The organism is Afipia sp. GAS231 (genome assembly GCF_900103365.1).
In the GTDB taxonomy this organism is placed as follows: domain Bacteria; phylum Pseudomonadota; class Alphaproteobacteria; order Rhizobiales; family Xanthobacteraceae; genus Bradyrhizobium.
Genome location: NZ_LT629703.1, coordinates 6633505 through 6645638, shown reverse-complemented (window position 1 = coordinate 6645638; position 12134 = coordinate 6633505). Strand labels below are relative to the sequence as shown.

The window sequence follows — 12134 nt, the reverse complement described above, 5'->3', positions numbered from 1 at the left end:
CACCGGGACCGAAAAGCATTCCCGGATGCCTCACACATGGGCATCGCCATGCGCGAGTTCGCCCTGATGGCGGTGCGTTCTAAATGCGGCAACGACGATCCAGCCGTAAAAGCCAACAATGATCGCCGATATGATCCAGCCGGAAACCGGACCTACGCCGGCGTTCCTGACCCAATCCTGGAAAGAGAGGGCAGCCGGAATCTCACCGCTAAAGGAGGGAAAGGTCACTTTGAGCGCCCATGCGCCCAGCAAGATCAGGAATATCCAGATGTAGTTGCGTCGCAACCTTCGCGACACGGCCTCCGCCATCGACATCACGAATGTCGGCGTCTGCAGATCGGCAGCCATGGTACGAAGCCAGTCCCGTTCCGCCTCGAGGCCCGGATCGAACAGTTTTGCGTAGTAGTTGCGCTCCAACCGGCGGACGCGAGACCGATAGACGTCAAAGAAACGATAGCGCCGGGACTCAATCATCAACAGGAAGAATGCCAGCACCATCGCGAACATCAGCACGCTGTGATGGGCGTTCGATGTCGAAAGCGAGACCGAGAGCATCGCGGCGACGAGCGTAATCGCCCAATTGGTGGTTCGGTCGATGCGATCCCGCCACCCGGCCATGCGTGCAATTTCGGCTCGGTGGAAGTGGGCGAACAGCGTTATGAATTCGCCGGGAGACGATGGAAAATAGACGCGACCGATTTCGCTTGCTGCCGGTTCCTGCATTTTCTCCTCCCTGTTTCACGAATTGATAGCAACGATTGACCGCCAACAACGGCCGCCAGTGCATCAAGCCGGCGCGCCGGCTTCGGACGTCATGATCTCATCTGCGTACCGGCCGCGCTTGAGCAGATCCGCCATGCCGCGCATGGGCCTGTCGATGTGGTTGAAGAACATCCTGTACCCGGCGCACAGATAGTTCAGGCCAGCTTCGCCGTCCGGCGTTTCGGTGAAGCGGTTGCGTGGGCACTCGCCATAACAGGCGAACAGCACCTCGCAGTCCCGGCAATATTTCGGCAGCGTATCGAACTTGTCGCGGCCGAACTTGCGTTGTCTCGGAGAAGCTACCAGCTCCGCCAGCGGCGTTTCACCGATATTGCCGAGCAGGTAGTCCGGCTCCACATAGTGGTCGCAGGCGTAAAGATCGCCATTGTGTTCGATCGCCAGCGCATTGCCGCACGTCGGGGAAAAAATGCAGGCGCTGGGATGTCCGATCCAGTTGGCAAGCGCGGCATCGAATGATTGTACAAAGATCTGCCCGACATCACGCTTGATCCACTCGTCAAAGATCTCGATCAGAAAGCGGCCGTATTGATCCGGCCGTACGGAACGTTCGGTTACGAGCTGGCCCTGCTGAATGTATAGCGGCCGTTCGCCCCCTGGCCGCTCGCTCCATCCCAGATTGGCCTGATCGATGGTTTCTTCCGACGCCCGCTCGACGATCGGAATGAACTGCAGATATCTTGCCTGCAATTGGTCGCGGAAGAACCGGTAAACTTCCAGAGCGTGATTTTCGTTCGCCGCGTGGACGGTGCAGAGAATATTGACGTCGACCTCGTTCCTTACGAGACATTCCCACGCGCGCATCACCTGATCGAACGTGCCGCGTCCACCCTTCGCGACGCGGTAGGCGTCGTGCATGTCCTTCGGACCGTCGATGCTCAGGCCGACCAGGAAACCATGCGCCTTGAAGAAGCGCGCCCATTCGTCGTTGAGAAGAACCCCGTTGGTCTGGATCGTGTGCGTGATCTTCTGACCCGCCCTCTTGTACTTCGCCACCAGATCAATGGCGCGTTTGTAGAACGCCAGCCCCATCAAGGTAGGCTCGCCGCCCTGCCATGCGACATTCACCTCCGAGTTCGGTTGTGCCGCAAGCAGTTGCCGTATGTAGGCCTCGAGCACGTCGTCGGCCATCCGCAAGGCGCCTCCTCCGTAGAGCCGGTCCTTGCTCAGGAAGAAGCAGTATTTGCAGTCGAGATTGCAGCCGGCGCCGGTCGGCTTGGCCAGCAGATGAAACGCCATCGGTTGTTGCATCCTGTCCTCCACGGCAGCCGCGCACGGCGCAGCCAACGCCGGCGCTTGGCGCGCCCGCGAAGTCGCGGCAGGGCGGGATCATATGATGGACACTGCGGAATTGCAATGGTACTACCATTGATATAGACACGTCCACAGCTTGCGCCGGGGCCTGCCGCGTCCGGTCCCGGCGGGAGCTTCTGCGGAGCGAAAGCGAAATGACCAGGGAGCAGATGCCGTGATTGCCGAGAGGAAGGACTTTGATTTCATCGTGATCGGGGCCGGCGCTGCCGGCTGTCTGCTGGCAAACCGTCTTTCGAACGATCCGGCCGTACGCGTGGCACTGATCGAGGCCGGCCCTTCCGACCAGCATTTCCCGATCAACGTGAAAACCACGCTGCCGATCGGCAACGTTTTCCTGCTGCCGCACGCCCGTTACAACTGGCAGCACGTCTATAGCGGCGGCCCGGAGGTCAACGGGCGCCAGATCCCCTGCCCGCGCGGCAAGCTGTTCGGAGGCTGCACCTCCGTCAACGGCACGGTCTACATGCGCGGCCACGCGGCGGACTATGACGAATGGAGCGCGCTCGGAAACGAGGATTGGGATTATCAGAGTGTCCTCGCCCACTACAAGCAGCACGAGAATTACGTCGGCGAAGCTTCGAACTTCCACGGTGCCGGCGGCGAGCTCGACGTACAGAAGCCCCGTGAAAACAACCCGCTCGCGCATGCCCTTATTGAGGCCGCCGTCGAGGCCGGCCATCAGCGCAACGACGATTTCAACGGCGCACAACAGGACGGCTTTGGAATTTTTGACCTCAACCAGCGCGGTGGCGTCAGGCTGAGCAGTTCGCGGGCGTTTCTACATCCCGCACTTGGCCGAAACAACCTGCGTGTCTTTGCCGATACGCTGGTCGAACGCATCAACCTGCAGGGATCCCGGGCCACAGGCATCACCATCCGGCGCGAAGGCGAAAAGCAGGTACTCACGGCATCGACGGAGATCATCCTCGCGGCCGGTACCGTCAACTCGCCGCAGCTGCTGATGCTGTCCGGTATCGGGCCGGCCGATATGCTGCGCCGTCAAGGCATTGCCGTCGTGCAGGATCTGCCCGGCGTTGGCGCCAATCTCCAGGACCATCCGACGGTCTCGGTGGCCATGAGCAATCCCGGCGCGGAATCATACGCGCTCTCCTGGCGGACGGCACCGCGCGCCGCGCTTGCTCCGCTGCGCTATCTCTTCGCGCGCAGCGGCATGCTCGCCTCCAACGCTGCGGAAGCAGGCGGCTTTTTGCATAGCCGGGCCGGCCTCGCCCGGCCCGATCTGCAAATGACGTTCATGGTCGGACTGAAGGACAATCCGCGGACCCTGCCGCGGCGGCACGGCTTCGTGTTGCACGTTGCAGTGCTCCGGCCGGCTACGCGCGGCCGGCTCGAGCTTGCTTCCGCCGATCCGGCGGCGCGGCCGGTGATGTATCCGCACTTCCTTGAGGATCGCGCCGACGTCGAGGCCCTGATCTCCGGGTTGAAGCAAGCGCGGCATATCATCTCGAAGCCGGCGCTGGCGCGCTACGCGGGAGCCGAACTCAGTCCGGGTCCTGCGGTGAAGAGCGATGCCGAGCTGGAGGCTTTTATTCGCGCCAACGTCGCCACGACCTATCACCCTGTAGGCACCTGCAAGATGGGACCGCAACGTGACCCGATGGCGGTCGTCGATTCCCGCTTGCGCGTCCACGGCATTACGGGCCTGCGGGTCGCCGATGCCTCGATCATGCCCAATATCACCGGCGGCAATACCAGCGCGCCGGCCATGATGATCGGCGAGCGCGCCGCCGAGTTCGTCATGCAGGACAGCCGATCGGACACCGCAAATTCCAATCCGAAACTGCGCAGCGTGGACGGTGGCGCCTACGCCTAGGCCGGATGCTTCCCAAAAATAGAAAGTGTGTTCAATGACCGCCTCCAGTAATGTCAGCGCTGCCCTCGAGGGAATCCGCGTTCTCGACTTCTCGATCATGCTCGCCGGTCCCTACTGCGCCCGGATGCTTGCGGACGTTGGAGCCGAGGTCATCAAGATCGAGCCTCCAGAAGGCGATGACATGCGCCTGCGCGCGCCGTTGCGCGGCGGCCACAGCGCCTATTTCGGACAGCTCAACGCCGGCAAACGCAGCATCACGCTGGACCTGAAGACTTCCGAGGCGATCGCCATCGTTCACGGCCTGGTCGCCAAAGCCGACGTGGTCGTGGAGAACTTCCGGCCCGGCGTGATGGAGCGGTTGGGACTTGGCGAAAAGACGCTGCGGCAGATCAATCCACGGCTGGTCTATTGCTCGATCTCCGGCTATGGCCAGACAGGACCAGCAGCCGCGCGCCCGGCCTACGCGATGATGGTGCACGCCGCCAGCGGATTTGACCGCACGCTGATGCACTATGCCGGCGACCGTGATCGCCCGGCCCCCGGCGCCGTGTTCGTTGCCGACGTGCTGGGCGCCATCTTCGGCTTTTCCGCGATCCAGACCGCGCTGGTCCAGCGCGGCCGGACCGGCGTCGGCCAATACATCGACGTCGCGTTGATGGATTGCATGTCGAATCTTCTGGTCTACGAGCTGCAGGAAGCTCAGTTCCCTGTCGCCACCCCGCGTCCGGTATACGCCCCGGTCAAGGCAAGGGATGGCGACCTCCTGATCACGCCGATCACCGAGCGCAATTTCAGCGCGCTGTGCGAGGCAACAGGGCTGGCTGCGCTTCGCAATGACGAACGGTTCGCCACCCTTCCGTCGCGCAGCAGGAATTGGCTGGCGATGATGGACGTCGTCGAAGACTGGACCCGCGAACGCTCGGTGGCCGAATGCGTGCAAGCGCTCGACCACGCCGGCGTTCCCTGCTCTGCCTATGCCGATCCGGGCGACACGTTGGCCGATCCCCATCTGATCAAGCGCGGGCTGTTTCAGCAGGTCTCCGATGGCGCCGGTCAGTTTACCGGCATCAACCCGCCCTGGCGGATGTCAGGGACGCGATCCGAATTGGGCGAACGCGTTCCCGCGGTCGGCGAGCATACCCAAGGCATCCTGGACAAAATCCTGGGAATGGCACCCGCCGAACAAGCGCGCGCGCGAGCCGCCGGTGCGTTCGGAGCGGCGAAGCCATGAGGGCGCAGTTGAACAGCAACTACAATCCGAAATACTCGGAAGTTCTCGCCGATCTGCTGCAGGAACGCTACAGCTGCCGGGGTTTTTTGCCCTATGGCGTTTCCCGCGTGACCATCGAGACGATCCTCGGGATCGCGCAACGCACCGCGTCCTGGTGCAACTCCCAACCCTGGCAGATCGCGATTGCGAGCGCAGAGGCAACGCAGCGGCTGCGCGAAGCGCTGTTGCAATATGTGCAGGTCAACCGCACCCAACCCGACTTCCCCTGGCCTTCGGAATACCACGGCGTGTACAGGGAACGGCGTCGCGAATGCGGGCTGCAATTATATCAATCCGTCGGCGTTGCCGCGGGAGATCGACGGGCAGGTGAGCTGCAGCGGCTCGAAAATTTCCGGTTTTTCGGCGCGCCCCATGTCGCCATTGTCAGTACGGATCGAAAGCTCGGCACCTACGGCGCGATCGATTGCGGCGCCTACGTTGCGAACTTCGCGCTTGCTGCACACTCGGTCGGAATAGCCTCGATTGCGCAGGCTGCCCTGGCGGCGTATCCGGACTTCTGGCGCGAGCATCTCGAACTCGGCGAGGACCGGCGCATCGTTTGCGGAATCTCGTTCGGCTACGAAGATCCCGACCATCCCGCCAACGGGTTCCAGACCTCGCGCGCCGACATCGCGCAGGTGGTGAGCTGGGTAGATCGCTGAGGCGACGCCGGCATGCAGCCGGCGCGTTTCCGGAGGACGGGCAAGGCCATGGCCTCGGTAAATCAGGTGAGCCCTCAATGGAAGGACCTTTGCGCGCCAAACCGAGTCAGGTATCTGTGAGACGGCCCGGCGCCGAGGCTGCGATCGGGCAACATAGGGCTTAAGGTGATCCGGACAGCGACAAAGAAGGCGAGCAGGACCGAGCCGGCTGAGGCTACGCGGAAGCCGGCGTCGCGCAAGCCGGATTCGGAAACCGCCTTTCGCCGGGTGCAGGTCGCGCGCGCGTTCGAGGACATCGCCCGCCAGATTCGGGAGGAGCTGTCGCAAGGTCGGCTGCGGCCGGGCGATCGCCTGCCGGCGGAGCGTGAGCTCGCCGTCCAGTTCGGGGTGTCCCGAAATACGCTCCGGGAGGCGCTGCGATCGCTCGAGATCGCGGGCCTGATAACCCTGCGCAAGGGCGCTGCGGGCGGCGCGTTCATCAACGACACCAACGGCGATACGGTTATTACCAGCATCAAGGACATGTTCTCGCTCGGCGCCGTGACCACCGAGCAGATCACGCAAGCCCGGATTTCGGTTGAATCCGCCATCATCCGCGCAGCGTGCGAGGTGCATACCGCCGCCGATATCAAGAAACTCCGCGAAAACCTCGAACTCGCGGCGGAGGCAACAAAGAGGAACGACTTCTTTGCGCGCGCCAACGCCCATCTCGAATTTCACCTGATCCTGGCAAGATCGACCCGCAACCCGATCCTGATCGTCGTCATGGAGGCCTTGATCGGCGTGATGCGGCAATTCCTCCATACGATCGGCTCACAGCAGATCGCCGACTATGTGCTTCCCTCGCGCAAACGCTTCATGCAGTATTTCGAGGCGCGAGACGCCGACGCCGCCGTCAAGGAGATGGAACAGCACCTGAAGCGCGTTAACCGCAACTATCTTGCGCTGCTTGGCGAGCGATCGAAGTCGAACGAAATTATTGCCGGTCGACGTTAGAGCCTCCGGTCAACCCTGCGCTCAATCACCGCTGCCTTTTCGATGGCCCCTCGATCCAAACCACCAAAGCCCCTTGCAGTCGACAAAGGCAAGCCCGCGCCGGAAATCGCGCGCAGCCTAAAACTCGACCACGGGCTGGGATTCCTTAACCGCCTGCTCGAAACGCGCGCCGCCGCCCTTTACGAACAACTGACCGGGCAAGAAGAGATCACCCCGCGCCAATTCGGCGCCATGCTGACGCTGCATCAACGCGGCACCCTGACGCTGACGGAGCTCGCAACGCACATCCGTGTCGATCGCAGCACGCTCGGCGAGATGATCAAGCGCATGGCGGACCGGGGCCTGATCAGGAAGGAAAGCAACGACGCCGACCGTCGGTCTGCGACGGTGACGCTGGCCAAGCCAGGCGAGCAGGCGCTGCTGCGGCTGGTTTCCGGTGCCGCCCAATTGCAGGAGGAGCTGCTGGCGCCGCTGCCTTCAGAGGACCGGGCCTTCTTCATGCGGTGCATGAAGCTGGTGGCGGAACCTCCCGCCAAGCCATAGCCGCACCAACGGTCTCGGGCGTAGCGCCCCCGCCCAGAGACAAAATCGCGAAAACAACCCCATGCAAAGTAGAAATGGGGCCACGGCTCGCTACACGTGTGCCATTTGCGTCCGGGGGAAAACGGTCCGCCGTCACGGCCCAACCGGGTCTCATCCCACCCCCTCCCTCATTCACTACCAGCCATGCCCGCCTTGCAACCAAATCGGCATTGCCGGATCGGGCCCTAGATGTTACGTATACGTAACAACTCGACGGGAGGGAGATTTGCGCCTGATCGACTATCTCTGCGTGCCCTATCGCCTGGAAGCGGCCACGACCGAACTCGCCGACGGCAGTTGGGTCCGGCGCGTCGCCTATCCGGAGCTGCCGGAATGCACGGCGGAATCGACCGTCGTTGAAGACGCGCTTTGTCAGCTCGAGCGGCGGCGGGTCGAGATGATCGTGCGCATGGTTGGTGACGGCTGCGCCCCACCCGTCCCGCGCCCGCCGCTGCGTGATTGCGATCCCGCATGGGTCGCCAGACAGGTCGGTGTTTCACCTGATCTGATCGCGTTGATCGATCGCTGCGACGCGACGACCGTGCCCGAACAGGAAACGAATTTCTAAATACTGCGCTGATCAAAGCCCGAGGAAACAAACATGCTTTCACACCAGGACAATGAGACATTGGTTCGCGTCGGCGCCGGAACGCCGATGGGATCGCTTTTCCGGCTGTACTGGATTCCGTTCATGTTCGCGAAGGATCTGACGCCGGACGGACAGCCGAAACGCGTGATGCTGCTGGGCGAAGATCTCGTGGCGTTCCGCGATACCGAGGGACGTGTCGGCCTGATCGCCAACGCCTGCGCGCACCGCGGTGCGCCGATGATGTTCAGCCGCAACGAGGATTGCGGCCTGCGCTGCGTCTATCATGGCTGGAAATACGACGTGACCGGCTCCGTCGTGGATACCCCGGCCGAGCCAACGCGGAGCCGGCTCAAGGACAAGGTCAAGATCACGGCCTATCCCTGCCAGGAACGTAACGGCATCGTCTGGACCTATATGGGGCCGGAAACGGCCGAGCTGCCGCCTCTGCCGAATGTCGAGTGGAACATGGTCCCGGAAGCGAACGTGCACATTTCGATCCGCGTGCAGGAATGCAACTGGCTGCAGGCGCTGGAGGGCGAAATCGACTCCGCCCATGCGCCAATTCTCCACAGCCGGATCGATTCCAAGGGCCAGGTCAACGACTGGCTCGCCAAACGCGACCTGCGGCCGGTGTTCGAATGCGTGCGCCAGGACTTTGGCATGAGCATCGCGGCGAAGCGACAGCTCGGCGACCAGAAGCTCTATTGGCGCGTCAACCAGTTCGTGATGCCGTTCTATTCATTGGTGCCGCCGCAATCGAAATTTCCCGATCTCAGCGGCCATGCCTGGGTGCCGATCGACGATAACCATACGCTTTGCATTTTCTTCTCCTATCATCCATCCGAACCATTGCCCGAGCGGACCAAGGAATTGTTCGAGGAAGGCCATCACGGCCGCGAAACCGGCCACCCGAGCCGGCACGCCTATGTGAAACGCCCGGCCACCGTTCCGTTCTGCGACTACTGGACCCGCTTCACGCGGGAGACGGCATTCGAATTCGACCATGAAAGCCAGGTCAGCACCTGGTTCTCGGGATTGCCTGGCCTGTGGGTGCAAGACGGCGCGTGCCAGAGCGGAATCCAGCCGATCTTCGATCGCACCAAGGAAAATCTCGGCTCCAGCGACGCCGGTATCGCCATGACACGGCGGCTGCTGCTGGAGGCCGTCAGCGCCTATCGCGACCGCAGCATCAAGCCTGTTGGGGTCACCGACCCCGACATCTTCATGGTCCGCGCGGTCTCGCTGACGCTGCCGGAGAGCACGTCGTGGGTCGATTACGGCCGGCCTCACATGGCAGCCAAGCTCGGCGCGGGATTCGAATATGCACTCTGACCTCGAATCCGCGGTGAAGGAGGCGCCTGCAATGGACGACGCGTTCGAGGTTCGCCTTAACCGCAGCGGTCGCACGGTTACTATTCCCAAGGGCGAAACGATCCTGGAAACCCTGATCGAGGAAGGCGTCGACGTCGTCTATTCCTGCATGGCAGGGCATTGCGGAACCTGCGAGACGCGGGTGATCGAAGGCACGCCGGACCATCGCGACAGCTTCCTCCGCGACGAGGAAAGGAGCGACAACAAGGTGATGATGATCTGCTGCTCGAGATCGAGGACACCGGTTCTGGTGCTCGATCTCTAGAGCGCGTTGCCAGTCGATTGGATCGGTCTCGCCGCGAAGTCAGTGCACCTCTCCCGCTTGCGGGGTCGAGACGAGCGAAGCTCGCTCTTAGGTCGCTGCGCTCGAAGAGCGCGGCGGGTTGAGAGCTCGCTCCTCTCGGGCAATCCGACTCGCGGAGGCACCCCCTCCCCAACCCTCCCCCGCCAGCGGGAGAGGGGGCGCAGCTCCATCGTGGATACAGCTCGATCTAATCTCATTACGCTCTCGTCTGGCGGCCGTGCGCGACCCGTCCTCACCGGCACACGATCAATGCATCCGCGGCGACAACGCCGGTTGTTGAGGCAATAACCGGATTGACGTCGATCTGGTCGATGACATCCTGCAGGTCGTGCGCAAGTTCCGACAGCCGACAGATGGTGTCGACCAGCCGGTCAATGTCCACGCCCGGCTTGCCGCGAAACCCCTTCAGCAGCGGATAACCCTTCAGCGACGCCAGCATCGCTCGCGCGGTCGGTTCGCCGATTGGCGCGAGCCGCACCGCCGTATCAGCAATCAATTCGACCAGAATCCCGCCCAGCCCCGCCGCGACCAGCGGACCGAACTGACGATCATTCTTGACGCCGAGTACGATTTCGACGCCCGGAGGCACCATCTGCTGCACGCTGATGCCGTCGATCCGCGCCTGCGGGGCATAGCGCAGGCAGGACTCCAGTATCTGCGCCGCAGCCGTGCGTGCCTGCTCCGGTGTCGACACATCAAGTTTGACGCCGCCGGCTTCGGTCTTGTGAAGGATGTCGGGCGAAACGATCTTGATCGCCGTCGGTCCCGCGATCTGGCTCACCGCAAGCGCAGCGCCTTCCGGGTCGTGCACCAACATTCCCTTTGGCGTCGCGATCCCATAGCAGGCAAGAACCTGCTTCGAATCGGTCTCCGACAAGGCCGTGCCGGCGGACTTTCCGGCGATGATCTTCCGGGCAGCCTGCCCGGCCGACGGATCGGAGCGTCGGGACGCGCCGGCGGCCTCACTCCACTTGTGCCAGTCGAACCATGCGCGCAAGGCGGCAAAGCATCGATCGGCCGAACGGAACACGCAGACCCTCGGATCGGCGTCGAGAAGTTCGCTGCCCGGCCCCTGGTACCATTCGTTCATCCAGACCACCGCGAGCGGGCGGTCGGAGCGGGCCGCAGCCTCGACGATAGTCGGCGCGCGGGCGCCACTCGACGAGGCGTGCGCAAAGATCATCGGCAGCACCAGCGCGCTGAAGCCGGAATCATTGAGAAATGCGTCGAGGCAAAATCCGAATTTCTCCGACGTTTTCAGCACTTCGGCGGTGAGGTCCGACGGATTGCCGACCGAACCGAAATCCGGGACAACCTCGCGCAGGGCGCTGTCTGTTTTCGCCTCCAGTGCGGGCAACGCGACGCCCCAGACTTCCGCCTTGTCGGCGCAGATCACGGCCGCTCCACCGGACGTCGAGAGAATGCCAACACCCGCCCCTCCCGACGGAGCTCTCGATTTCGCCATGAAGGCTGCGGTCTCCAGCACCGCCTCCAGACTATCAACCGCGATCGCGCCCGCTTCTTCAATCGCGGTTTGATAGGCGACCACCGAGCCGACCATGGTGCCGGTATGCGACATCGCCGCCTTGCTGGAGGTTTCGCTGTTGCCGGTCTTGTAGACGATCAGCGCCTTTCCGGCGGCGCGCGCCTTGCGCGCTGCGCTGAGAAAGCGGCTGCCGTCCTTGACGCCTTCGAGCAGGCAAATGATCGATCGCGTGTCGTCGTCTTCGGCAAGATAGGAAATGAAATCGCACACGTCGACGTCGCAGGAATTTCCGGCGGCGAGGTAGTGCGAGAATCCGACTCCGCGCTGCATACCCTGCAAAACCGTATAACCGAGCGCGCCGCTTTGCGAGACGATCCCGATCGGCCCGCGCCGATGTCCCATGGCGGCGTAGCCGGGCATGAAATTCAGCCCGGCGCCCGAACGCGTATTGGCCAGCCCAACGCAATTCGGCCCGACGACACGCACGCCGGTCCGCTCCGCCAGCTGCACCAGGCGTTGTTGCGCATCGATCCGGTCCGGCTTTGCCGTCTCGGCAAAACCCGAGGCATAGACGACCACGCCGCCGGCTGAGACGGCAGCGGCTTGCCCGATCATCTCTTCGACCATCGGCCGTGCGACACACAGCACGACGCAGTCCGGCCGCTCCGGAAGCGCCGACAGCGAGGGCACGCAGGGGCGGCCGAGCAGGCTCTGATACTTCGGGTTGATGGCGTACACCTTGCCGGAAAAATCGGCCATGTTGGACAGCGTGCGTTCGCCAAACGACCCTGATGTCTCCGAAGCTCCGACGACCGCGACAATTTTTGGATTGATCAAGCGGTGGAGATCGTCGTGGTGATATACCGCCCGCGTGGTGGCAGGAGTCATACGCTGGTCCTTCTTTGTTGAGGCCTTCCGAACACGCCGTCCGCCTCGCGCTTTGGTG

At 62.8% G+C, this 12134-nt stretch carries 11 protein-coding genes; 8 read left to right on the top strand and 3 right to left on the bottom strand.

Features of this window, described 5'->3' with window-relative positions:
- Positions 1-30: 30 nt before the first annotated feature.
- Together BLS26_RS31135 and BLS26_RS31130 are read right to left on the bottom strand one after the other, a co-directional pair.
- Positions 31-723, bottom strand: coding sequence for a DUF2270 domain-containing protein (locus BLS26_RS31135; RefSeq protein WP_092516299.1), 693 nt, complete (start codon positions 721-723; stop codon positions 31-33).
- Positions 724-786: 63 nt separating this feature from the next.
- On the bottom strand, positions 787-2031 hold the full coding sequence (locus BLS26_RS31130; protein ID WP_092516298.1) for an anaerobic sulfatase maturase: 1245 nt from the start codon (positions 2029-2031) through the stop codon (positions 787-789).
- A gap of 217 nt (positions 2032-2248) precedes the next feature.
- Between BLS26_RS31130 and BLS26_RS31125 the strand changes: the two genes are divergently transcribed.
- The 8 genes from BLS26_RS31125 (at position 2249) to BLS26_RS31090 (ending at position 9663) form a co-directional block, all read left to right on the top strand.
- Positions 2249-3928 (top strand): GMC family oxidoreductase, encoded by a 1680-nt coding sequence (locus tag BLS26_RS31125; RefSeq protein WP_197681290.1) that lies wholly within the window; start codon positions 2249-2251, stop codon positions 3926-3928.
- Between the two features lie 34 nt (positions 3929-3962).
- Positions 3963-5159: a CaiB/BaiF CoA-transferase family protein gene (locus BLS26_RS31120; protein ID WP_092516297.1), complete on the top strand. Its 1197-nt coding sequence runs from the start codon at positions 3963-3965 to the stop codon at positions 5157-5159.
- Positions 5156-5860, top strand: a complete 705-nt coding sequence (locus BLS26_RS31115; protein ID WP_092516296.1) for a nitroreductase — start codon at positions 5156-5158, stop codon at positions 5858-5860. The genes BLS26_RS31120 and BLS26_RS31115 overlap by 4 nt, the downstream gene beginning before the upstream one ends.
- A 165-nt stretch (positions 5861-6025) precedes the next feature.
- A complete protein-coding gene (locus BLS26_RS31110) occupies positions 6026-6856 on the top strand; it encodes a FadR/GntR family transcriptional regulator (protein ID WP_244541743.1) in 831 nt (276 codons plus the stop codon).
- A 42-nt stretch (positions 6857-6898) separates the two neighbouring features.
- On the top strand, positions 6899-7399 hold the full coding sequence (locus BLS26_RS31105; RefSeq protein WP_092516295.1) for a MarR family winged helix-turn-helix transcriptional regulator: 501 nt from the start codon (positions 6899-6901) through the stop codon (positions 7397-7399).
- A gap of 265 nt (positions 7400-7664) precedes the next feature.
- Positions 7665-8006 carry a hypothetical protein gene (locus BLS26_RS31100; RefSeq protein ID WP_197681289.1) on the top strand — a complete coding sequence of 114 codons (342 nt, stop codon included), beginning with the start codon at positions 7665-7667 and terminating at the stop codon, positions 8004-8006.
- A gap of 33 nt (positions 8007-8039) precedes the next feature.
- Positions 8040-9359, top strand: a complete 1320-nt coding sequence (locus tag BLS26_RS31095) for a Rieske 2Fe-2S domain-containing protein (RefSeq protein WP_092516294.1) — start codon at positions 8040-8042, stop codon at positions 9357-9359.
- Entirely contained in the window at positions 9349-9663 is a 315-nt protein-coding gene (locus BLS26_RS31090; RefSeq protein ID WP_092516293.1) for a 2Fe-2S iron-sulfur cluster binding domain-containing protein, read from the top strand. The genes BLS26_RS31095 and BLS26_RS31090 overlap by 11 nt, the downstream gene beginning before the upstream one ends.
- Positions 9664-9934: 271 nt before the next feature.
- Here the strand turns inward: BLS26_RS31090 and BLS26_RS31085 are convergent, their stop codons facing one another.
- A complete protein-coding gene (locus BLS26_RS31085) occupies positions 9935-12076 on the bottom strand; it encodes an acetate--CoA ligase family protein (protein ID WP_092516292.1) in 2142 nt (713 codons plus the stop codon).
- Between the last annotated feature and the right edge of the window lie 58 nt (positions 12077-12134).

Bases quoted from the DNA above. Each gene is read 5' to 3' on its own strand.
- BLS26_RS31135 (WP_092516299.1), bottom strand. From the start codon at position 723: ATGCAGGAACCGGCAGCAAGCGAAATCGGTCGCGTCTATTTTCCATCG.
- BLS26_RS31085 (WP_092516292.1), bottom strand. From the start codon at position 12,076: ATGACTCCTGCCACCACGCGGGCGGTATATCACCACGACGATCTCCAC.
- BLS26_RS31115 (WP_092516296.1), top strand. From the start codon at position 5,156: ATGAGGGCGCAGTTGAACAGCAACTACAATCCGAAATACTCGGAAGTT.
- BLS26_RS31105 (WP_092516295.1), top strand. From the start codon at position 6,899: ATGGCCCCTCGATCCAAACCACCAAAGCCCCTTGCAGTCGACAAAGGC.
- BLS26_RS31130 (WP_092516298.1), bottom strand. From the start codon at position 2,031: ATGCAACAACCGATGGCGTTTCATCTGCTGGCCAAGCCGACCGGCGCC.
- BLS26_RS31090 (WP_092516293.1), top strand. From the start codon at position 9,349: ATGCACTCTGACCTCGAATCCGCGGTGAAGGAGGCGCCTGCAATGGAC.
- BLS26_RS31120 (WP_092516297.1), top strand. From the start codon at position 3,963: ATGACCGCCTCCAGTAATGTCAGCGCTGCCCTCGAGGGAATCCGCGTT.
- BLS26_RS31095 (WP_092516294.1), top strand. From the start codon at position 8,040: ATGCTTTCACACCAGGACAATGAGACATTGGTTCGCGTCGGCGCCGGA.